The organism is Nocardiopsis coralliicola (assembly GCF_054779695.1).
On sequence record NZ_BAAGXT010000017.1, the window covers coordinates 1 to 21,605 of the forward strand.

Consider the following 21,605-nt stretch of genomic DNA (forward strand, 5'->3'; position numbering starts at 1 on the left):
TCGCCGGCGACGGCGACCGCGGCACCGTGCGCCGCGAGCGCGCCGGCCACCGCCGCAGCGGCACCGGGCTCTGCGGCGCCGGCGGTGCCGCCGCGCGCGGTGCCGCGGTCTGCGGCACCGCCCCCGGACGCGTCCATGACCAGCGCCTTCCGCCCGGCAAGCACCGCCGGATGTACTGCCGCTGTCGGTGCCACTCTCGGCCTCCGCTCCCTCAGGCCCTGCTGCAGGCTGGCCGGCGCGGCAGCGGCCGCACCGTCGCCGCCCAGCCTGCCCGGAGGCCCCGCGGGCAAACGCCGACCGCGCTGCGCCACACCCGCGCAGACCGCGGGCGGAACCGCTGCCCCAGGTCAGCGGGGCATTGTGCGGCACCGCCGGGTCTGGCACAATGACTCGCGGGTGTCTAAGACGCAGACACACCGCCACTGAAGCACTCCCTCCCGGGATTCCTTCCGGTTTCGAGGCGAGTGCATTTCGTTTTTCCTGCTCCGCGTGCGGCGATCGCCGCGGGAGCGCCTCCGCGATTCAGTCAGGTGTGTGCCGATGCGTCGTTTTCTCCGTTCCCTTCCACCCGCCATCCCCCGCTCTCAGCGCTCAGCGCTTTCGCTGTTTTCTCAGAGCCAGCGCTTCCTGCGCCTCGTTCCATGTCCGCGCGCGTCCCTGCGCGCTCTGCCGTGCACTCCGCCGTGCCCGCGCCGCGGGCGCACCGCGGCTTGCAGGGCAGTGCCGCACAGGGCGGTGCCCGGCAGGGCGGCACCGGCCGCACGCCGCGGACACCAGTCTTCGCCCCTGCATCGAGGAGTCCTTCGTGAAGATCGCCCTCATCGCCGAGCACACCACGCCCCTCGCCGCGCACCGCGCGGAGCCGACCTGCGGTGACAGCGTCCACGTCGCCGCGCTCTCCCGCCAGCTCGCCAAGCTCGGCCACCGGGTGACCGTCTACGCCCGGGTCAGCAACGACGACCCGGAGGGACGCTCCCGGATGGGCCGCAGCGTGCACGCGCACCTGCTGGCCGCCGGACCGGAGCGCCCGCTGCGCGCGCACGAGGAGGCCGAGCACACCGGCGCCTTCGCCACCGCGCTGGGCGAGGCGCTGGCCGCCGACGCTCCGGACGTGGTGCACGCGCTGGGCTGGACGAGCGGACTGGCAGCGCTGGCCGCCGCCGGAAGCGGCGAGGGCCGCCCGCCGGTGGTGCAGACCTTCAGCACCCTCAACGCCGCCGAGCAGCGGCACGGGCTGCCGGAGCGGCCCGACCGCGCCCGGATGGAGGCAGCCATCGCCGGCCGCGCCGACGCGGTCATCGCCGGCTCCGACGACCTCCGGTTCGAACTCGCCCGGATGGGCCTGGCCCGCCAGCAGGTCAGCGTGGTGCCGTTCGGGGTCGACACCGACCACTTCAGCGTGGAGGGCGCCGCGGCCGCCGAACCGTGGACGCGCCGCCGCGACGAGGCCACGCGGCTGATCACCGTCAGCCGCCCCGGGTCGGGCGGTGCGGAGCGCGCGATCGAGGCCGCGGTGCGGCTGCCGGGGACCGAGCTGCTCGTGGTGGCGGGTGCGTCGCCCACCTACCCGGGCACCGACGACGAGCTGCGCCGCCTCGAACTGCTCGCCAAGGAGGCCGGCGTCGGCGACCGCGTGCGGCTGTCCGGCCCGGTCGACCGCAAGGAGCTGCCGCGGCTGCTCCGCTCGGCAGACGTGCACCTGGCGGTCGACGACTACGACCCGTCCGGCGGCGCGCTGCTGGAGGCGATGGCGTGCGGGCTCCCCGTGGTGGCCAAGGCCGCCGGCGGCGCGACGGCCGCCGTCCTCGACCAGACCACCGGCCTGCTGCTGCGCCGCGCGCAGCGCGACTCGCTCGCCCGCGCACTGCACGCGCTGTCCAGCGAGCCGACGATCCGCACCGCGCAGGGCATCGCCGCCGCCGACCGGGCCCGCTCGCGCTACACCTGGCAGCGGGTCGCGGCCGAGACCGAGCGGGTCTACAGCGCCGCCCTGCCCCAGGAGGAGGGCCTCGCCGCTGCGTCGGGCGACGATGTGCACTAGACCGGGACCGCCCGTCCCGGCGCACGCGCCTGCGCCGGACGGGGGCGGCCTTCTGCCCGACGCCGCCGGCAGCGTGCGGCCGCGCCCCGCCCCGGCGGAGCGCACCGGGGCGCCCCGATCGGACGGCGGGGCGGCGTCCGCCCTCGCGGGCCCTCCGGGCGCTGCGGCTCCCCCGTGCGCGCACGGGTGCGGCGGAGAGGCGAGCGGGCCGGCAGCGGGCACGGGCCCCGGCCGCTCCCGCGGCCGCCCTGCTACCGGGGTCCGCGGCTCTGCCGACCGCGGCCCGGGGACGCGCGGGCACCGGCACAGCAGCGCCGCCGCACAGGTCGGCCCCGCACCCGGGGGGCCGGCAGCCGGCGCTCCCGGCGCTTTCGCGGGCGGCCCTGCTCCAGCAGCGGAGGAGCGCACCGGTGCGGGCACCCCCGCGGAACCCCCGCCACCCGCCCGGAGCACTCGCGGCCGCGCACCGCAGCCGCGCGTGCCCGCGGGGCGCTCCGGGGGAGCCGCCAGGTCGGCACGCCGGAGCGGCAGCCGCGCGGCGGCGCCGCGGCCAGGCAGGAGGGCGCACGCCGCACCGGCGGCCGGGCGGGCGATCGGACAGCGGGCACGCGCGGTCCTCCGATTCCGAGTACTGTGCACGGCGCCATGACGTCCCCCGCCGATCCCGCGGTCCTTCGCGGCATGCCCGCCGGCGCCTTCGCGCACGCCGGCGTCTTCGCCGCGGGGCCGGAAGCGCTCGCGGCGGCGCTGGCGGCTCCGGTACGAGCGGCCGCCGAGGCGGGAACACCCGTCATCGCCGCGGTCAGCGACCGGCTCGGTGCCGCGCTGGCGCGTGCCTCCCGGGGCGCGGAACTCCGGTTCACCGACCGGGCCGCGCACTACGACGCGCCGGGGCGGGCAGCGGGCGCACTGCACCGCATCGCCGTCTCCCACGCGGCGACCGGGGCTCTGTTCATCGGCGAGCCGCTGCTGCCGGACCACGCCGGCGAGCTGGACCACTGGCGGCACGCCGAAGCCGCGCTGCACGAGGCGCTGCGCCGCGACCGGCTGCAGCTGCTCTGCGCGCATGACACCCGGGTGCTGACCGCAGCCGCGGCAGCCTCCGCGCGGGCGGCGCACCCGCACCTGCGCGCGGTGGACGGCCAGCATCCGAACCCCGGCTTCCGGCCGGCGGCGCGCGGCCGGGCCGACACGGCCGGCCGGAGCAGCGGAGGCGGCGGAGGCAGGGTGCCGCCGCCGGCCGAACCGGAGCCCTCCGCCCACGTCCTTCCGCTCGGCCGCGACCTGGCCGCGGTGCGCAGCGGCGCGGAGGCGCTCGCCGAGGCGGTGGGCCTGCCCAGCGCCCGCCACGCCGACCTGGTCGTCGCGGTGAACGAGCTGGCCGCCAACATCGTCGAGCACGGCGGCGGCACAGGCCGCCTCGTGCTGTGGCGGGCCGGCGACCGCATCGTCTGCGAGGTGCGCGACACCTCGACCGCGTTCAACGACACCCTCGCCGGGCAGCGCCCCGCCGAAGGGCTGCAGGGGCGCGGCTACGGCCTGTGGATCACCCGGCAGGTGTGCGACTTCTTCGAGGTCGTCCCCTCGCCCCGGGGAACCCTGGTCCGGCTAGTCTTCCGCGCGCCCCGGCAGGGCCGCTGACCGGATCCCGCCCCGCCTGTTGACTTCGCGTTAACTCGAAGTCCGAGGCTGGGCGCATGACTACCGACTCCACGGCCGCCACCGTGCCGCCCGCCCTCGCCGCCCCCGCAGACACGGCCGAGCACGCCGCCGACCGCGCCGCGATCGAGCGGATCATCGCCGACATCGAACGCGGCTTCAACGGCAACGACCCCGGCCTGCTCGCCGAGCACTTCGCCAGCGACGGCACCGCGGCCATCGCGACGGGCCGCCTCCTCGCCGGCCGCGACGCGATCCACGCGGCTGCCGCCGCGGGCCTCGCCGGTCCGCTGCGCGACTCCCGGGCCCGCTACACCGTCGACTCCGTCACCTTCGTCCGCTCCGATGTCGCCCTGGTCCGCAAGAGCGCCGCCGACCTCGGCGCCGACGGCGCGCCCACCGGCCCCGACCCCGCGATGGTGGCGCTCTACGTGCTGGTGAAGCAGGACGGACGCTGGTGGATCGCCGCCCGCCAGAACACGCTCGCCACCGGCTGACCGGCCCGCGCGCCGGTGGGAGGCCGCAGCTGCGGCCTCCCACCGGCGCAGCCGGCTTCACCGTCGGGTGCAGAGCTCCACCGGAGACGCGTCCAGACCGCCGACCGGCGGCGTAGGAGGGGCTCCTACGGGAGGGCGGGCCGCAGCGGGCCCGCGCACCGCTCCCGGACGGCCGCCGGGGAGCGCCGCTGCGGCCGGGCGTCAGGCCAGAACGGACTCGCGCGCCTGGGCCGGGTCGGGCTCGATGGTGAGGACCTGGTCGATGCCGGCGATGACGAAGAGGCGCTGGACGGTGCCCTGGGGTGCGGCGATCACCAGGCGGATGCCGCGGTCGCGGGCCTGGCGGTAGGCCGAGACGAGGACGCCGATGCACCGCGAGTCGCAGAAGCCGACGCCGGACATGTCGATGACGATGCCGCGGGCCGGCTCACTGGCGGTCAGGAGCCCGTCGATGACCTCGGCGAGGGCCGGGGACGTGGTCGCGTCCAGCTCGCCCTCCGGCGCGACGACGGCGACCCCGCCATCGTCCGCCACGGGGATCTGCACCGGCACGCGCACCCTCCTCCTCTGCTGCGGACGCCATCCGCGCCCGCCCGACGCCCGGCCACGGGCGGCGGGGGTGGTCTCCTGCGTCCGAGCAGTCCGCCCCCGCGCCGACACGCCGTCGTCCGGCGCTGCGGGGCGTCCACGCCTCCGAGCGTATCTCCTGCCCGCGGCAGGGCCCAGAACAGCCGGTCCACCGTCACCACACCGATATCCCCGGATCACCCGGCTTTTCCGCTGGTCGCCGGAAACGAGAGGACTGAGCGGTGCGCTGCGCGCGGCCGCGCGCGGAACCGGTCCGCGGCCGCGCCTCGGACGCGGGGGGACACCTGTCCCGCTGCGCGATGCCCCGGCACACCCCTCGCAGCGTCCTCCTCGCCCCGTGGAGCCGAGGAGGAAGAGCGGGCCGCCCCGGCTCCCCCGCCGGCGGTGAGCGATCCACCGCACACGCCCTAGCGGCGGGAGTTCTCCTCCACCAGCGAGCGCGCCACCTCCGCCACCTTGATGCGGTTGCGCTGGGCGACGCTGCGCAGTTCGGCGAAGGCTTCGGCGGCACCGCACCCGCGTGCGTGCATGATGATGCCCTTGGCCTGGTCGATGACCGCCCGCGCGGACATGGCGCGGCGCATGTGCGCGGCCTCGCGCGCGGCGTCGGTGTAGCGGCCGGCGCTGTGCAGCGCCATCGCCGCGTGCTCGGCCAGCAGGGCGACAAGCGGCGCGACCGCGGCCACGTCGAACCCGTCGCCGCGCACCGAGTGCACGCCGAAGGTCACCACCTCGCCCTCCATCGCGCAGGGGTAGGTGACCGACGAGCGGTCGCCGCACTGCACGGCCGTGCTCACGTAGCCGGGCCAGCGGCGCTCCCGCAGCACGTCGGAGACGATGACGGGGCGCATCTCGCGGACCGCCTCCACCGCGGGCCCCTGGTCGGTCGTGTACTGGTGTTCCAGGGCCGACGCCAGGTCGGAGTGGGAGGCACCGTAGTCGACGACGACGTGCCGGCCGGCGCCGCCGGCGTCCACGGCACCGCCGCTGCCGCCGTCGGCGACGTCGCGCCAGATCACCACGAGAGCCGCGGAGCAGCCGGGCACCGAGCTCGCGGCCGCGGCGCTCATCCGGTCGAGCGCACGCTCCGGCGTGCCGCCGTCGGTGTGCCCGAGCTCCCCGATCGCGCTCGCGAGCCGCTCCACCCACGCGGGCGCGGTGTCCGCAGCTTCCATCACCGCCGCCTTCCCCGCACCGGGCGGTCGAATCCACGTCCTGACTCCACGGTAACCGCAGAACGCGCCGGGTTCCGCATACGTTAGCGTCGATACGCGACCGCGCCAGCGCGGGCGGACGCGGCCGCACCACGACGACGGGAGTCACAGGGCGTGCCGGACAATCTGGCCGAACTCCAGCGGGAGATCGCGGAGCTGAACGACCGGGCGGAGGCGCTCCGCACCAGCCTCGGCATGGACTCCGGCGATACGGCGGGCACGGCGCGGGCCGCGCTGGCCGAACTCGACTACGCCGGCCGCCTGCTCCAGGACTGCGGCGAGCGGATCGCCGCCGCGTCGGCGGCTCCGGACGGCACCGGCACCGGCCCGCAGCGGTCGGTGCACGCCGACGACGAGCGCTCGATACTCAAGGCGGTCTTCAACGAGCTGACCGTCCCGGTCCTGCTGCTCGACCGCGACGGCCACATCCGCCGGCTCAACGCGCTGGCCGCCGAGCGGCTCGGCGGCGCGCCCGGCTACCTGACCGGGAAGCCGTTCTCCACCTTCGTCGACCTGCGGCGCCGGGCGCCGCTGCGGTCGTGGCTCGCGGCGGTGCTGCGGGACGGCAGCCCGGCGTCGTTCGAGTCACGCCTGGCGCAGCGCGGCTGGGCCGAGGACGTGCACCTCGCGCTGACCCGGATCGAGGTGCCGCTGGAGGCCGAGCCGCTGGTACTGGTCGTGGTGTCGCCGCCGCACCAGGAGGCCGAGGAGGACGGCCCGCCGCCGCTGGAGGCGGAGGTGGAGGACCAGGTCGTCGTCCTCGCTGCGCGCCGGCTCGACGTGCTGACCCGGATGACGCGGCTGCTGCTCGCCTCGGCCGGGCCGGGCGGCGAGGGGCGGCCGCTCGCCCTGGAGGAGGCCGCGGCGCTCCTCGCCGACTCCTACGCCGACTGGGTGCTGCTGGACGTCTGCGATCTGCCCTCGGAACCGGACCGCGCGCGGCGCGCCGTGGTCGCGGTGCCCGAGGACGATGCGCACCGGGCACTGCTGGAAGGCGCCGACCCGATGGACTCCGACGTGCCCGGCGACGTGCTGGCGACCGGCGACTCGCTGCTGAACCAGCTGATCGAGGACGAGGGCCTCCTCGGTGCCGGCGCGGACGGCGCCCCGGTGCTCGCGACGCTCGGCGCGGGCTCGCTGCTCAGCGTCCCGCTCCGGGGCAGCCGCGGAATCCGGGGGGCCCTGACTCTCATCCGCCGCAGCAACCGCGGATCCTTCCGCCTCGCCGACCTGGGACTGATCGAGGAGATCGGGGAGCACATCGGCCTGGCCCTGCCGCCCCATCCCGACAGCGCCGCCGACGCTCCGGACGCCTCCGGCGCGGCCACCGGCTGACCCCTCCGGCCGCTTCTGCGAGCGGCCGCCGTCCCCGCCGAGCAGCGAAGCCGCCGCGCACTCCGAGCACTCGGCCGCGCCCCTGGCCTCCGGTCCGCAGCGGCCCCGCGCCACCGCAGGCCGAGGACCCTGCGCCCCCGCCCGCGGGGGCGGGACCGGCATGCGCTGGGTGCGGCGGCCGCCGGTCGCCTGCATCCTGCGCGCGGGGACGGCCCCCGCCGTTGCTGCGGCCGGCAGCCGCCGACGCTGCACTGCACGGGGACCCACACGTGCATCCGCCGTCGCGCCGGATGGGGCCGCACTGCACCCCGCGACTTCCGGGATGGCCCCCGCGAGCCGGAGCGGGATCCCGCCGCCAGCCGTCCGCGCCCCGCGCGGGCGGCCGGAACACGCCCTAGGCGAAGTCCCAGAGCAGCCGGTAGTAGGCGATGCGCTCGGGGTCGGCCTCAATGCCGTAGCCGGCGTAGACGGCCTCGGTGTAGCCGGAGCCGTAGTTCCAGTCCATACTCCAGGCAGCGACGGCGAGGTCGGCCCAGCGGTCGGCGGTGCCGAGGGAGCCGAGGTCGACGTGGCCGGCGAAGCCGCCTGCCGGGTCGAGGAGGGTGTTGGGGGCGCAGGCGTCGCCGTGGCAGACGACGAGCCGGTCGGCCGGCGGCGGGGCCGCGAGGCGGGCGCGGACCGCAGCGGGGTCGAGGCCGCGGTGCTCCGGGGACAGGTCCTCATCAGGGATCCCGCCGGGGGCGGCGAGGCGCTCGTCGCAGCGGCGCAGGCGGCGCTCGATGCTCCAGTCGAACGGGCACTCGGCCACCGGGAGCGCGTCGTGCAGGCGGCGCAGGCCGTGGCCGATGGCGGTGCCCGCCGTGACCGGGTGGTCCCGCCAGCGGGGGTCCACCGCGGAGCTTCCCTGCAGCGCCGCGGTCACCAGCCAGGTCCCGGCCGGGTCCGCGCCGCGGCCGAGGACCTCGGGGACGCGCACCCACTGCTGCGCCCAGGCGAGCCGCTCGGCCTCGGCCGCGAGGTCGATCTCGGGCGTGCCGGCCGGCGTCCACTTGAGGTAGCGGTCCGGCCCGTCGCCGGTGAGGCGGAAGGTCGTACCGCCCAGCTCGTTGATCCAGACCGGTTCGGTACGGGCCGAGCCCGCCAGGGCCCGCACGACGGCGGGCACCTCGACGGGGCCGGTGGGGATTTCCGAGATAGTGCGGCTCACCGCGCCATCCTCCCGCTCCCGCGGTGCCGGCGCGACCGGATTTTCCGCGGCCCGCGGAACGCCCCGGCCGCCGGGCCGCAGCGGGCGGCGCAGCGGCGGGCGGCCCGCGGCCGGTCAGCCCCCGGTCTGCTCCGGGCCGCGGAGGGCTTCGACGACGGTGGTCATCTGGGCGACGGACCGGTCGAGGTCGCGGACGGCCTCGATGGTGCGGGTGTCGAGGCCGCGGTCGGTGACGATCAGCTCCCGGAGCGGCTCCAGCGACGCGTTGACCTCGGCGGTGCGCCGGGCCAGGCGCGCCACCAGCGGCTCGGCGTCGGCTCCGGTCTCCTCGGCGACCTGCCGGCGCAGCAGCCGGGCCTGGTCCTTGAGGCGCTGCTTCACCTGGAACAGCTCGACGAAGACCTCCACCTTGGAGCGCAGCACCCACGGGTCGAACGGCTTGGTGAGGTAGTCGATGGCCCGCGCCGCGTACCCGCGGAACACCTGGTGCCGGTCGATGCCGGCCCCGGTGAGGAAGATGATCGGCACATCCCGGGTCTTCTCCCGCTGCTTGATGTGGCTGGCGGTCTCGAAACCGTCCATGCCGGGCATCATCACGTCGAGCAGGATGACCGCGAAGTCGTCCTCCAGCAGCGCCTTGAGCGCCTCCTCACCCGACGAGGCGCGGACCAGGTTCTGGTCCAGCGAGGTGAGGATCGCCTCCAGGGCCGTCAGGTTCTCGTCGCGGTCGTCGACAAGAAGGATGTTCGCCTTCTGTGGCACGTCTACTGCTCCTGCCCGTCTTCGGTGCCGTCCTCCGGTGCCACCCACGTGCGGATCACGTTGAGGAGGTGGCCGAGGTCGACCGGCTTGGTCACGTAGTCTGACGCACCGGCCTCCATGCTGGCCTCGCGGTCCCCCTGCATCGCCTTCGCGGTCAGCGAGATGATCGGCAGATCGGAGAACTGCGGCATCGCGCGGATCTCGCGGGTCGTGGCGTTGCCGTCCAGCTCCGGCATCATGATGTCCATCAGGACCAGCGACACGTCCTCGTTGGCCTCGAGCTTCTCGATGCCGGTGCGGCCGTTGTCGGCGTAGAGGACGGTGAGGCCCTTCGCCTCCAGCGCGCTGGTCAGCGCGAAGACGTTGCGGATGTCATCGTCGACGATGAGCACGGTCTTGCCCGCGATCCGCTGGTCCCGCTCGTGCTCGCTGTCGGTCCCGCGCTCTTCGCCGGACTCCTCCGGCTCGGTCTCGCGCAGCACCGGGACGCTGCCGCCGGTGTCGGCTTCGGGCAGCTCCGGCGGGACCTCGGTGAGCTCGGCGGGGGTGTCCGGCACGTCGCCGAACTCGATGTCGGTGAGCGGTTCGATCGCCGACTCCGGCGGCCGCTGCTCCTCCGGCGGCGCGCCGAGCGCCGGCTCGGACCGGTCGGCGGTCTCCTCGGGGACCCGCACCGGCAGCAGCAGGGTGAAGGTGCTGCCCTCGCCGACGGTGCTCTCCACGCGGATGTCGCCGCCGAGCAGCCGCGCGAAGTTCCGGCTGATCGACAGGCCCAGCCCGGTGCCGCCGAAGCGGCGGGACGTACCGCCGTCCCCCTGGTGGAACGCCTCGAAGATGACCTGGAGCTTGTCGGGTGAGATCCCGATCCCGGTGTCGGCCACCGAGAAGGCGATGACCTCCTCGTTCTCGCCGAACATGTCGAAGTCGGCGTCGTCCATCGCCCAGGCCGGCTTGATGAGCAGCCGCACCTCCCCGGAGGAGGTGAACTTGACGGCGTTGGAGAGCAGGTTGCGCAGGATCTGCTGGAGGCGCTGCTCGTCGGTCCACAGGTGGTCGGGGATGTCCGGCGAGACGACCACGGCGAACGCGAGGCCGCGGTCCTGGCTGAGCGGCCGGAACGACGCCTCGACGTAGTCGACGAGCCCGCGGATCGGGACGTCGGCCGCCTGCACCTCGACCCGCCCGGACTCGACCTTCGCCAGGTCGAGGATCTCGTCGATAAGTTCGAGGAGGTCGCTGCCGGCCTTGTGGATGGTCTGGGCGAACTCGACCTGCTTGGAGGTGAGGTTCTGCTCGCTGTTGTCGGCGAGCAGCCGCGCCAGGATCAGCAGGCTGTTCAGCGGAGTGCGGAGCTCGTGCGACATGTTCGCCAGGAACTCCGACTTGTACTTGGACGAGACCTGCAGCTGGTGGGCGCGGTCCTCCAGGGAGCGGCGCGCCCGCTCGATCTGCCGGTTCTGCAGTTCGATGGCGCGGTTCTGGCTGGCGAGCTGTCCCGCCTTGCTGTGCAGCTCGGCGTTCTTGCGGCGCAGCTCCTCCTGCTGGCGCTGCAGCTCGTTGGAGCGCTCCTGCAGGGCCGTGGTGAGCTGGCGGGACTGCACCAGGAGGTACTCGGTCTTGGAATTGGCCAGGACCGTGTTGACGGTGGTGCCGATGAGCTGCACCAGTTCGCGGAGGAAGTTGAGGTGCACCTCGCGGAACTCGCCGAAGGAGCCGAACTCGACGACGCCGAGCACCCGGCCCTCGGAGATGATCGGCAGCACCGCGAGCGTCATCGGCGGAGCCGAGCCCAGGCCGGACTCGACGGTCACGTAGTCGCCGGGCACGTTGTGCACGATCTGCTCGCGCTTCTGGGCGACCGCCTCGCCGGCCAGGCCGACGCCCGATCGGACCCAGCGCCGCGACGCGTCCGGCTGGAAGCCGAAGCCGGCGTAGAGGCGGAAGGTGCTCTGGTCGTCGGAGTCCTCGGGCAGGAAGCAGGCGCCGTGCTCAGCGCCGACCAGCGGCGTCACGTCGGTCATGATGACCCGGGCGAGCTCGTTGAGGTCCCGGTGGCCCTGGATCCGGCCGGAGATGCGGGCCAGGTTCGACTTGAGCCAGTCCTCGTCCCGCTGGGCCGCCGTGGTCTCGCGCAGGTTGGCGACCATGAGGTTGATGTTGTCGCGCAGCTCCAGCATCTCGCCGCGGACGTCGGTGTTGATGCGCTGGGTGAGGTCGCCGCGGGTGACGGCGGCCGCGACCTCGCCGATCGCGCGGACCTGCGTGGTGAGGTTTCCGGCGAGCTCGTTGACGCTGTCAGTGAGCTGCTTCCAGGTGCCGGAGACGCCGTCGACCTTGGCCTGGCCGCCCAGCCGCCCCTCCGAGCCGACCTCGTGGGCGACCAGGGTGACCTGCGCGGCGAAGGCCGACAGCTGGTCCACCATGGTGTTCACGGTGTCCTTCAGCTGCAGCATCTCGCCCTGGACGTCGACGGTGATCTTCTTGGTCAGATCGCCCTTGGCGACGGCGGTGGTGACCTGGGAGATGTTGCGGACCTGAGTGGTCAGGTTCTGCGCCATCGAGTTGACGTTGTCGGTCAGGTCCTTCCAGATGCCCGAGACGCCCTGCACGTCGGCGCGGCCGCCCAGCTTGCCCTCGGTGCCGACCTCGCGGGCCATCCGGGTGACCTCCGCGGCGAACGCAGAGAGCTGGTCGACCATCGTGTTGATGGTGCCCTTGAGCTCAAGGATCTCGCCCTTGGCGTCGACGGTGACCTTCTTGGTCAGGTCGCCCTTGGCGACGGCCGTGGTGACCTGGGCGATCTGGCGCACCTGGTGGGTCAGGTTGTTCGCCATCGAGTTGACGTTGTCGGTCAGGTCCTTCCAGACGCCGGAGACGCCGCGCACGTGCGCCTGGCCGCCGAGGGTTCCCTCCGTGCCGACTTCGCGCGCCATCCGGGTGACCTCGTCGGCGAAGGCCGACAGCTGGTCCACCATCGTGTTGACGGTGTCCTTCAGCTGCAGCATCTCGCCCTGGGCGTCCACCGTGATCTTCTTGGTCAGGTCGCCGGCGGCGACCGCGGAGGTGACCTGGGCGATGTTGCGCACCTGGTAGGTGAGGCTGTTCGCCATCGAGTTGACGTTGTCGGTCAGGTCCTTCCAGATACCGGAGACGCCCTTGACGTTGGCGCGGCCGCCCAGCTTGCCCTCCGAGCCGACCTCGCGCGCGACCCGGGTGACCTCGTCCGCGAGCGAGTCGAGCTGGTCCACCATGGTGTTCACGGTGTTCTTCAGCTGGAGCATCTCGCCCTGGACGTCGACGGTGACCTTGCGGCTCAGCTCGCCGCGCGCGACCGCGGTGGTGACCGTGGAGATGTCGCGCACCTGGTTGGTCAGGTTGTCGGCCATCGAGTTGACGTTGTTCGTCAGGTCCTTCCAGATGCCCGAGACGCCCTTGACGTTGGCGCGCCCGCCGAGCTTGCCCTCGGTGCCGACCTCGCGGGCCACCCGGGTGACCTCGTCGGCGAACGTGGACAGCTGGTCGACCATCGTGTTGACCGTGTCCTTGAGCTCCAGCATCTCGCCCTGGACGTCGACGGTGACCTTGCGGCTGAGGTCGCCGCGGGAGACGCCGAAGGTGACCGTGGAGATGTCCCGGACCTGCGCGGTGAGCCGCGACGCCATCTGGTTGACGGCTTCGGTGACGTCGCGCCAGGCACCGGAGACGCCCTCGACCCTGGCGGCGCCGCCCAGCTTGCCCTCGGTGCCGACCTCCCGGGCCACCCGGGTGACCTCGCTGGTGAAGCCGCTCATCTGGTCGGCCATCCGGTTGACCGAGGAGGCCAGGCGGAGCAGGTCGCCGTGGAGCTCGCCGCGGCGGCCGGAGAGCGCGACCCGGCGGTTCAGATCGCCGTCGGCCACCGCGTCGAGGACCTGCGCGACGGAGGTGACCGGCTCGCTCACCTCGTCGAGCATGTGGTTGAGGGAGCGCACGCTGGTACCCCACGCGCCGCGCGCCGGGCTGACCGAGACGCGCTCGGTGAGCCGGCCTTCGGTGCGCACCACTTCGCCGACCCGCTGCAGCTCGCTGCTGAGCTGCTCGCAGTGGTCGAGCACCTGGTTGAAGACGGTGGCGACCTCGCCGTGCTTGCCGCCCGCGCGGCTGTCCAGGCGCACGCTGAAATCACCGTCGCGCATGCTGTACAGGGCGTCGAGAAGCTCGTCCAGCCGGGCGTCGTCCGCGCCGGCGGCGTCGGGCGCCCGCGTGTCCTCGGGCATGCGTCTCCTCCTTGGGCTGATCCCTGGCGCCGGGCAGCGCCCGCGCCGCGGTGGTGGGCCGCCGCACGGTCGCGCCGGGCCGCCGGACCCGGAGGCCGGGAGCACCCCGGCCCCTCGCAAAGGTATGCGGGCTTCACGGTATTCGGGCGAGCTGCTGGATCGGTGCCTGTTCTGCCATCATGACTGCGTCGTCTCCTACTGTGCCCGTGTCAGGGCGAATACGACACCGGCTCGGGCAAGGAGAGCGCAGCAGCAGTGCGCCAGGCCCCTGAGCACGGCCGGTGCGTACAGCGCGGCAGCCGCGGCAGGGATTCCTCCGGCCCCCGCCGCGGGGCGGGCAGTGCCCGGCGCGTTCCCGCGCTATCCCGCCGGGGAGCTCCTGGGAGGGGTGCGGATGCAGCGTGCGGATAGTCTCGGTGGCGGGCCGACCGCCGCGAGCGGGGAGCCTGCCCAGCAGTCGGACCGTCCGCGGGCGCACGGTCCGGCATCCCAGACACCGAAGGAACCGCACGGCTTCACGATGCCACACGACGCGATGAAGGCTGCCGAACGGGAGTTCTCCCCGGTCCCCGAAGCCGCAGGGGAAGCGCGCACGTTCGTGCGGGAGACCCTCGACCAGTGGGCGGTCGGCCGTTCGGCCGACGACGTGGTGCTGCTCGTCAGCGAACTGGTCACCAACGCCGTCATCCACGCCGAGAGCGTCCTCGAAGTGACGCTGCGCCGGTACGACGGCCTGGTCGAGGTCGTCGTCGCCGACCGGGTGCCGGAGCGCGCCCTGCCGCAGGCCGGGCCGCTGGCGGTGGACACCTCGCCCTCCACCGAGAACACGCGCAGCGGCGGACTGGGCCTGGCGCTGGCCGGCGCGATCGCGTCCTCGTGGGGCGTGGCCTACAGCAAAGAGGACAAGGCGGTCTGGTTCCGGGTCCTCGACGACGAGGAGGACACCGAGAACGGCATCACGCCGCCGGCCCCGGTCCGGCCTCCGCAGCGCAGGGCGCCCCGGCCGGGCCCGTGGGCGGCGCTGGACGCGGCCCTGTCCGCCCGCCTGTCGCTGCCCGAACTGCTCGACCGCACGGTGGAGTACGCGCGCTCCGCGCTGGGCGGCGACGCGGCCTACATCGCGCTGGCCACCACCGACGAGACGGAGTGGGAGGTGCGGGCCGGCGTGGGGCTCACCGAGGGCACCTGGGCTCCGTTCCGCAGCCGCACCGAGGAGACCTTCCCGTCGGCCGCGCCGGCGCCGGGCGCCGTCCTCAACGACGACCTGATGCTGGCCCGCGCGCACCGCGGCCGGCTCGCGCAGGCGGGCATGCGCTCGCTGGTGACCGCCCCGCTGATCGTGGACGGGCGGATCACCGGGCTGATCGGCGTCGCGTCCCGGCGCATCCGGCACTTCGGCGACACCGCGGCGCGGCGCCTGCAAGAGGGCTCGGACCGGATGGCTCTGCCGGTCGAACGGGCCCGGCTGGCCGAGGTGGAGCTGTCCCGGCGGGCCTCGCTGAGCTTCCTCGCCGAAGCGAGCGACCTGCTCACCGGCACGCTGGACGAGCCGCTGACCGCCGCGCTCGCGGCCCAGCTCGCCACGTCCCGGCTGGGCGACTGGTGCGCCGTGCACATCGTCAGCGACCTGGGCGTGAGCCGGCTGGCGCACGCGGTGCACAGCAACGAGAACTACAACGACGTCCTGCGCACGCTGCTGGCGACGCTGCCGCCGCCCGAAGCGGCGAGCCCGCGGCCGCTCTGGTCGGCGGAGCTGGTGTCGGCCGCCGAACTGGACGACGAGCTCACCCTGGAGCTGGCCGAGTCGCCCGCGGTGAGCATCCCGCTGGTGGCACACGGGCGCGCGCTGGGCCGGATGACGCTGGGCCGGCAGGCGGACGCGCCGTTCACCCGCGAGGACGTGGACGTCGCCAACGACCTGGCCAGCCGGGTGTCGTCGGCCATGGAGAACGCGCGGCTGTACGCCGGGCAGACGGAGATGAGCGAGGCGCTGCAGCGCAGCCTCCTGCCGGCCAAGGAGAAGGAGCCGGACATCCCCGGCGTCGACCACGCGGTGTTCTACCGCTCGGCCGACGAGCGGACCGTGGTCGGCGGCGACTTCTACGACGTGTTCGCGGCCGACGGCCGCTGGTGCTTCGCCATCGGCGACGTGTGCGGCACCGGGCCGGAGGCGGCGGCGGTGACCGGGTTGGCGCGGCACACGCTGCGCGCGCTGGCCCGCGAGGGCTGCTCGCCGGCGCACATCATGGACCGCCTGAACCTGGCGATCCTGGAGGAGAACACCTCGACCCGGTTCCTGACCATGCTGTACGGCGAGATGACGCCGCTGGGCGAGTCCGGCGGCATGCGGATCCGGCTGGTGTCGGCGGGGCATCCGCTGCCGCTCAAGCTGGACCGCGCCGGCGCGGTGGACCCGGTCGGCACGTCGCAGCCGCTGCTGGGCGCGTTCGAGGACGTCGACTTCTTCACCGAGACCGTGGAGATCGAATCCGGTGCGGTGCTGCTGGCGGTCACCGACGGCGTCACCGAGCGCCGCACCGAGACCGAGATGCTCGGCGACGAGGGCCTGATGCGCATCTTCACCGGCTGCACCGGCCTCACCGCGCACGCCGTCATCGCCCGCATCGACCGGGAGCTCGAGGAGTTCGCTCCGGGCGGCCACACCGACGACACGGCAATGCTGGTGCTGCGCTTCCTCTGAGCGCGGTGCCGGATGTTCCGCGCCCGGCGCGCCGCCGTGGGGCCTGGGGCCCTCGCGAACAGGGGCGCGGCACCGCGGGCGGCCGCGCCAGCGCTCGGGGACCTCGGCCCGGTCCGGGCCGGCGCCCGGAACACCGCGCTGCGGGCCGCCCTTCGGCTGCGGCGCGCACACCGCCGGGCCCGGCCGTGCCGGACTTCCCGGAGCGCACGGTCGCCGCAGCCGGTCCGCCCGGGTCCCGGCCCCGGGCGGGGATGCCGGCCGCAGCGCGCGGTACCGGTCCTGCGGCGGCCGGCCGGCACGGGGACTGCCGGACAGCTGGCCGCCCCGGCCCTCCCCGCCGCGCCGCCGGCGGCGGCGCCTCGGCATGGAGCTGGTGACCGCGGTCATGGTGCGGAGTCCGGGGGCGTGGCTATCGTGGTCGGCCGGACCAGCGCGGGACGGATTCCGAGGGGGTTGGATGGCACGGCCGGACGCCGTCATGTGGGACATGGACGGAACGCTGGTGGACACGGAGCCGCTGTGGCACGTGGCGCTGGCCGAGGCCGCGGGAAGGCTCGGCGGCAGCCTGCCGGCCGAGGTCGCGCAGGCCATGACCGGCACCGACGACCGGACGACCATGCGGATGCTCAACGAGCACACCGGCGCCGGTCTCACCGGTGCGGAGCTGGGCGAGCTGCACGCCGCCATCGTCGCCCGCGTCACCGTGCTGCTGCAGGACGGTCCGCCACTGCACGACGGCGCGCTGGACACGCTGCGCGGCCTGCAGAAGGCCGGTATCCCGCAGGCGCTCGTGACGTCCTCGCCGCGCAGCGTCGCCGAGCTGGCCCTGGAGACGATCGGCCGCGACCTGTTCGCCGCCGTCGTCACCGCCGACGACACCGACCTCCGCAAGCCCGACCCGGCGCCGTACCTGATGGGTGCCGCGGCCCTCGCCGCCGACCCCGCCCTCTGCTGGGCCGTCGAGGACTCCGCCAGCGGCGCCGCCGCAGCCCAGGCCGCCGGCTGCCGCGTCCACCTCGCCCCTTCGGCCGTCCCCACGGCCCACGCCCCGGGCCGCATCGCCCTGTCCTCGCTCACCGACCTCCTGGTCGAGGCGACTGCCTGACACACGGTCGAGACCGGCGGCCGCTGCCCTCCCGGGAGACGGCCCGGTCCGCTGCGCCTCTCGGGCTCCGCAGACAAGGGCGGCGCAGTCCGAGGCGCCGGCGCCTGCACCCGCAGCCGAAGGCGCCATCTCGCTCTCGGGCTGTACCGGCGCAGACGTGCCGCTGCGGGCCCTCGCAACCGCTGGATCCGCGGACGGCGCGGCAACCTCAAGAGGCGCCGTCGGAGGTAGTGCGCCCATCCGCCCTGCCCGGTCGGAGATAGTCCGGTGCGGTACACCCCGGCATCCGCGCCGTCCCGACGGGAGCCCGGCTGCAGAATCGGCATGTCCCTGACAGCAGAATCTGACGGCCGGGCGCGGTGCACACCGCCATCAGCGAGGATGACGGCACCTACACCGGCTCCCTCGCGAGGGGCCGGTCCGACCGCATCGAGGTCCCCCGCCTTCCTGTCCGCGCCACTCGCGCAGTGACAGCGCCGAGCGACCCCGCTCTCCCCGCCGCGGGGCGCGATCTTCAGCGCAGACGCCGCACCGCGCGGGCACCCGCCCCGAATCGGGTTGGCGGGCTGGAACATCCCCCTCAGGCCACGCGGACGGCGGCAGCACGCACGCCATCTCGCGGACGCTCACTCCACACAGGGGCGGTGGGCCCAAGCACCGGCCGCCTACCCGTCGGACGGCGGTGGGAGATGCACGCCCGGGCGCCGAACAGGGGTTCGGAGGATCGGAGGAGTCGTACGCACGTCCCCGGCAGAGCCAAATCGGCCTGCGACATCCCGCGGAGGCCTGCCCCGCACCGGGGGCGGTGGGCCCGAAGACCGGCCTCAGGACACACGGGCGGCGGTGGGGATGCGCGCATGACCGGAGACCGCGGGGTGACCCGCATCGGCGCTCTGGGGGCGTGCCTCCGACGGTTACAGCCAGCCCATCTCCTGGGCGGTGCGGATCGCGCCGAGGCGGTTGGCGGCGCCGGTCTTGGTGATGGCGGCCGAGAGGTAGTTGCGGACCGTTCCCTCACTGAGGTGGATGCGGGCGGCGATGTCGGCGACGGCCTGGCCGCCGGCTGCGGCCCGCAGGACTTCGGCTTCGCGCGGGGTCAGCGGATTGTCGCCGGTGGTCATCGCCGTCGCGGCCAGCTCGGTGTCGATGTAGCGGCCGCCGGTGTGGACCTTGCGGATGGCGCCGGCGAGCTCGTCCACCGGGGCGTCTTTGGCGAGGAAGCCGCGGGCCCCGGCGTCGAGGGCGCGGCGGAGGTAGCCGGGACGGCCGAAGCTCGTCAGCACGAGCACTCCGGTTCCCGGTGCCGACGACCGGAGCCGGCCGGCGACCTCCAGCCCGGTGGCGCCCGGCATCTCGATGTCGAGGACGGCGATGTCGGCGGCGTGCTCGGCGACCGCGGCCTCGACCTCGTCGCCGCGGCCGACCTGGGCGACCACCTCCAAGTCCTCCTCGAGGCCGAGCAGCGCGGCGATCGCCCCGCGCACCAGGTGCTCGTCGTCGGCCAGCACGATGCGGATCACTGCGCTCTCCTCGTCTCACCGCGGCCGGCCGCACGGCCGCCGCGCTCGCTTGCACCTGTGTCGTCTCCGCCGGGCACGCTACCGTCGGGGGCCGCGCCGGGCTCCGCTTCGCACTCCCGCTCATCGGTGGTGCGGGCGGTACCGGCGGGCTGCACTCCGCCCTCCGCTGCGCTGCCGGCCGCCCCCGCCGGGAAGACCGCGCGGACCAGGAAGCCGGTGGACGTCCTGCCGTACCAGAGGCTGCCGCCCTCGGCCGCGGTGCGCTCGGTGAGGCCGGTGAGACCGCTGCCGGGGACCGGGGCCGACCGGGGTGCGCCGTCGTCGTGCACCTCGACGACGACGGCGCTCCGCTGCGGGCGCAGCGCGATCTCGCACTGCGCTGCGCCGCTGTGCCGGACCACGTTGGTGGCCGCTTCGCGCAGCAACCACGCCACGGCATCGTGCAGGTGGAGGGGTACGTCCGCGGCTCCGCCCCGCACCCGGCACTCGGTCCCCGCGGCTCTGAGCACGGAACCGATCCGCTCCAGGTCTCCGGCGAGGTCGGTCTTCCGGTACCCGGTGACGGCGGAGCGCACGTCGCGCAGCGCTTCGCGGGCGGCGAGCTGCACCTCGGCCATCTCTGCCCCGGCGCGGCCGGGGTCGCGCTCAGCGAGGCGGCGGGCCAGCTCACTCTTGACCGCGATCCCGGAGAGGCTGTGGCCGAGGAGGTCGTGCATGTCGCGGGCGAACCGCAGCCGCTCCTCGCTGACGGCGAGCCGCGCTTGGGCTTCGCGCCCCGCGATGAGCTCCTCGGCCATGTCGAGCAGCCGCACCATGCCTTCGGCCAGGAGCCGGAGGATCGCGGCGATGGCGGCGAAGAACACCAGGAGCACCGCCATCTGCCCGACGACCTCCTCGGGCACCCACGGGAGCTGGGCGACCGGCGCGGCCAGCAGCAGCGCACCGCTCGCCGCGGCGTGCCGCGGCGTGACCGCCAGGGTCGCGACCGCCCACCAGGTGCCGAGCGCCACCGAGGCGTTGAGGTTGGGTCCCAGAGCGGCCAGGACGCCGAGCGCGAGGACCGCGGAAGCCCAGAACACCGACCGCGCCCAGCGGCTGCCGCCGCGCAGCCGCACCCGCAGCAGCCACGCCGCCGTACCCGCCAGGACGAAGCAGCCGGCGAGCGCCGCCCACATGACCGCCCACAGCATCCGCGCGTCGTCGCGGCCGGAGAAGGCGCCGTCGATCTGGAAGGTCCACAGCAGCACGCCCACCCACATCGGGATCTGCACCAGCAGCACCGCCAGAGCGCCGTAGGCGATGCGTTTGGCGGAGCGCAGCCGCGCGTCCTCGGCCGGCGGCCGGCCCGCTCCGGCGGGCCCCTCCGGCGAGGCGGCGGCGCCTTCCGGCCGGCGGCTCTCAGCGGTGGACATCGTGGGCCTGCACGGCCGGGGCCGCCGGGCCCTCCGGCGGCGCCGCGGGCAGGGCGCCCTCCGGCCCCCGCTCGGCGGGGGCGGTCCCCGGGCGGGGCGCAGCGGCCGGCTCATCCGCCGGCAGGACTGCACGGACCAGGAAGCCGTCGGAGCCGCTGGGGCTGGCACTCAGCGTGCCGCCCGCCGCGGAAACCCGTTCGGCGAGGCCGGTGAGTCCGTTGCCGCGGGGCGCGGCTCCGGCCTCGGAGGCACCGTCGTTGTAGACCTCGATGGTGGCGGTGGTGGCATCACGCCGCAGGGCGATCTCGCAGCGGGTCGCCGTGCTGTGCCGGATCACGTTGGTGACCGCTTCGCGCACCACCCACCCGGCCAGGGAGCGAAGCCCGACCGGGACCGCAGTGACGTCCCCCGCGACGGCGGTGCGGGCACCGGACGCGGCGAGCACCCCGGTGAGGGTGTCGATCTCCTGGTGAAGGTCGATCGCGCGGTAGCCGGTCACGGCCGAGCGCACCTCGCGCAGCGCATCCCGGGCGTGCTGCTGCACCGCGCGCATCTCCTCTGCGGCGCGGCCGGCGTCGCGCTCGGCGAGCCGGGCCGCGAGCTCGCTCTGCACCGCGATCCCGGAAAGGCTGTGGCCGAGCAGGTCGTGCATGTCGCGGGCGAACCGCAGCCGCTCCTCGCTCACCGCCAGTCGGGCCCGCGCCTCCCAGCCGGCGACGGAGTCCTTGGCGACGTCCCACAGCCAGAGCATCGCGATGTTGCCGGACAGCAGCACCCCGCCGTACCCGGCGCCGGTGAGCATCACTCCGCCCACCAGCATCCAGTCGGGGTCGGTGAAGAACAGCGCCCGCGCCCACGGCGCGGCGAGCGCGACCGCGGTGATGGCGACGCGCCAGCGGCGGGAGGCCAGGACCCACGCGGACGACCACCACGCCCCGACGATCATCGCGGTGCCGGTCCACATGTCGAAGACGACGACCTCAACCGCCATCAGCGCAGCGGAGCCCCCCAGCAGCGCCCGGTCGAGCACCGGGCGCACCCGGTGCTGCATGCGCAAGATCAGCATCCAGATGACCACGGCGGTGAGCGGGACGCTCACCGCCACCCCGACGGCCACCCGCCAGAGGGCGATGGATTCGGCGACCCCGGAGACCGCGGTGGCCACGGTGAGGAAGGGGATCTGCAGGGCGACGAAGCTCAGCGAGAAGACCATGATCCACCAGGCGATGCGCATGCGCTTCTGCATCGCGGCGGCGGCATCGGTGCCGATGTCCGGCCACTGCTCGACCTGCATCCCGTCTCCTCACT

Annotated in this window: 14 protein-coding genes; 6 read left to right on the forward strand and 8 right to left on the reverse strand. The window is 74.7% G+C overall.

Annotated features, from left to right (window positions below; genetic code table 11):
- Nucleotides 1–805: 805 nt before the first annotated feature.
- The 3 genes from ACYVGT_RS14140 to ACYVGT_RS14150 all read left to right on the forward strand — a co-directional run bounded on the left by ACYVGT_RS14140 (nucleotide 806) and on the right by ACYVGT_RS14150 (nucleotide 4,197).
- Nucleotides 806–2,041 carry a glycosyltransferase gene (locus ACYVGT_RS14140; protein WP_460858150.1) on the forward strand — a complete coding sequence of 412 codons (1,236 nt, stop codon included), beginning with the start codon at nucleotides 806–808 and terminating at the stop codon, nucleotides 2,039–2,041.
- A gap of 645 nt (nucleotides 2,042–2,686) precedes the next feature.
- Entirely contained in the window at nucleotides 2,687–3,682 is a 996-nt protein-coding gene (locus tag ACYVGT_RS14145) for an anti-sigma factor RsbA family regulatory protein (RefSeq protein ID WP_460858152.1), read from the forward strand.
- 56 nt (nucleotides 3,683–3,738) lie between these two features.
- Nucleotides 3,739–4,197, forward strand: a complete 459-nt coding sequence (locus ACYVGT_RS14150; protein WP_460858155.1) for an SgcJ/EcaC family oxidoreductase — start codon at nucleotides 3,739–3,741, stop codon at nucleotides 4,195–4,197.
- A gap of 201 nt (nucleotides 4,198–4,398) precedes the next feature.
- Here the strand turns inward: ACYVGT_RS14150 and ACYVGT_RS14155 are convergent, their stop codons facing one another.
- Both ACYVGT_RS14155 and ACYVGT_RS14160 read right to left on the reverse strand, forming a co-directional pair.
- Entirely contained in the window at nucleotides 4,399–4,749 is a 351-nt protein-coding gene (locus ACYVGT_RS14155) for an STAS domain-containing protein (RefSeq protein ID WP_460858158.1), read from the reverse strand.
- A 443-nt stretch (nucleotides 4,750–5,192) separates the two neighbouring features.
- Nucleotides 5,193–5,960: an ANTAR domain-containing protein gene (locus ACYVGT_RS14160; protein ID WP_460858160.1), complete on the reverse strand. Its 768-nt coding sequence runs from the start codon at nucleotides 5,958–5,960 to the stop codon at nucleotides 5,193–5,195.
- Nucleotides 5,961–6,113: 153 nt separating this feature from the next.
- Between ACYVGT_RS14160 and ACYVGT_RS14165 the strand changes: the two genes are divergently transcribed.
- On the forward strand, nucleotides 6,114–7,334 hold the full coding sequence (locus ACYVGT_RS14165; RefSeq protein WP_460858163.1) for a GAF domain-containing protein: 1,221 nt from the start codon (nucleotides 6,114–6,116) through the stop codon (nucleotides 7,332–7,334).
- A 394-nt stretch (nucleotides 7,335–7,728) separates the two neighbouring features.
- Here ACYVGT_RS14165 and ACYVGT_RS14170 read toward each other — a convergent pair whose 3' ends face one another.
- The 3 genes from ACYVGT_RS14170 to ACYVGT_RS14180 form a co-directional block, all read right to left on the reverse strand.
- Nucleotides 7,729–8,541, reverse strand: a complete 813-nt coding sequence (locus ACYVGT_RS14170) for a phosphotransferase (protein ID WP_460858165.1) — start codon at nucleotides 8,539–8,541, stop codon at nucleotides 7,729–7,731.
- 114 nt (nucleotides 8,542–8,655) lie between these two features.
- Nucleotides 8,656–9,303, reverse strand: a complete 648-nt coding sequence (locus ACYVGT_RS14175) for a response regulator (protein WP_460858167.1) — start codon at nucleotides 9,301–9,303, stop codon at nucleotides 8,656–8,658.
- Between the two features lie 2 nt (nucleotides 9,304–9,305).
- Nucleotides 9,306–13,559, reverse strand: coding sequence for a HAMP domain-containing protein (locus ACYVGT_RS14180; protein WP_460858169.1), 4,254 nt, complete (start codon nucleotides 13,557–13,559; stop codon nucleotides 9,306–9,308).
- Between the two features lie 535 nt (nucleotides 13,560–14,094).
- On the opposite strand from ACYVGT_RS14180, the gene ACYVGT_RS14185 reads away from it, so the two are divergent.
- Together ACYVGT_RS14185 and ACYVGT_RS14190 are read left to right on the forward strand one after the other, a co-directional pair.
- Complete coding sequence (locus ACYVGT_RS14185; RefSeq protein ID WP_460858339.1) at nucleotides 14,095–16,260, forward strand: SpoIIE family protein phosphatase; 2,166 nt, start codon at nucleotides 14,095–14,097, stop codon at nucleotides 16,258–16,260.
- A 457-nt stretch (nucleotides 16,261–16,717) separates the two neighbouring features.
- Nucleotides 16,718–17,365 carry an HAD family hydrolase gene (locus ACYVGT_RS14190; protein ID WP_460858170.1) on the forward strand — a complete coding sequence of 216 codons (648 nt, stop codon included), beginning with the start codon at nucleotides 16,718–16,720 and terminating at the stop codon, nucleotides 17,363–17,365.
- Between the two features lie 914 nt (nucleotides 17,366–18,279).
- Here the strand turns inward: ACYVGT_RS14190 and ACYVGT_RS14195 are convergent.
- The 3 genes from ACYVGT_RS14195 to ACYVGT_RS14205 are packed head-to-tail and all read right to left on the reverse strand — an operon-like array spanning nucleotide 18,280 to nucleotide 21,591.
- Nucleotides 18,280–18,885, reverse strand: coding sequence for a response regulator transcription factor (locus ACYVGT_RS14195; RefSeq protein WP_460858172.1), 606 nt, complete (start codon nucleotides 18,883–18,885; stop codon nucleotides 18,280–18,282).
- Nucleotides 18,882–20,297, reverse strand: coding sequence for a sensor histidine kinase (locus tag ACYVGT_RS14200; protein ID WP_460858174.1), 1,416 nt, complete (start codon nucleotides 20,295–20,297; stop codon nucleotides 18,882–18,884). Before ACYVGT_RS14200 ends, ACYVGT_RS14195 begins: the two co-directional genes overlap by 4 nt.
- Nucleotides 20,284–21,591, reverse strand: coding sequence for a sensor histidine kinase (locus ACYVGT_RS14205; RefSeq protein ID WP_460858176.1), 1,308 nt, complete (start codon nucleotides 21,589–21,591; stop codon nucleotides 20,284–20,286). Before ACYVGT_RS14205 ends, ACYVGT_RS14200 begins: the two co-directional genes overlap by 14 nt.
- Between the last annotated feature and the right edge of the window lie 14 nt (nucleotides 21,592–21,605).

What these genes read in the sequence shown, in the direction of transcription:
- ACYVGT_RS14160 (WP_460858160.1), bottom strand. Translation starts at nt 5,960, where the DNA reads ATGGAAGCTGCGGACACCGCGCCCGCGTGGGTGGAGCGGCTCGCGAGC.
- ACYVGT_RS14200 (WP_460858174.1), bottom strand. Translation starts at nt 20,297, where the DNA reads ATGTCCACCGCTGAGAGCCGCCGGCCGGAAGGCGCCGCCGCCTCGCCG.
- ACYVGT_RS14145 (WP_460858152.1), top strand. Translation starts at nt 2,687, where the DNA reads ATGACGTCCCCCGCCGATCCCGCGGTCCTTCGCGGCATGCCCGCCGGC.
- ACYVGT_RS14180 (WP_460858169.1), bottom strand. Translation starts at nt 13,559, where the DNA reads ATGCCCGAGGACACGCGGGCGCCCGACGCCGCCGGCGCGGACGACGCC.
- ACYVGT_RS14150 (WP_460858155.1), top strand. Translation starts at nt 3,739, where the DNA reads ATGACTACCGACTCCACGGCCGCCACCGTGCCGCCCGCCCTCGCCGCC.
- ACYVGT_RS14190 (WP_460858170.1), top strand. Translation starts at nt 16,718, where the DNA reads ATGGCACGGCCGGACGCCGTCATGTGGGACATGGACGGAACGCTGGTG.
- ACYVGT_RS14205 (WP_460858176.1), bottom strand. Translation starts at nt 21,591, where the DNA reads ATGCAGGTCGAGCAGTGGCCGGACATCGGCACCGATGCCGCCGCCGCG.
- ACYVGT_RS14185 (WP_460858339.1), top strand. Translation starts at nt 14,095, where the DNA reads ATGAAGGCTGCCGAACGGGAGTTCTCCCCGGTCCCCGAAGCCGCAGGG.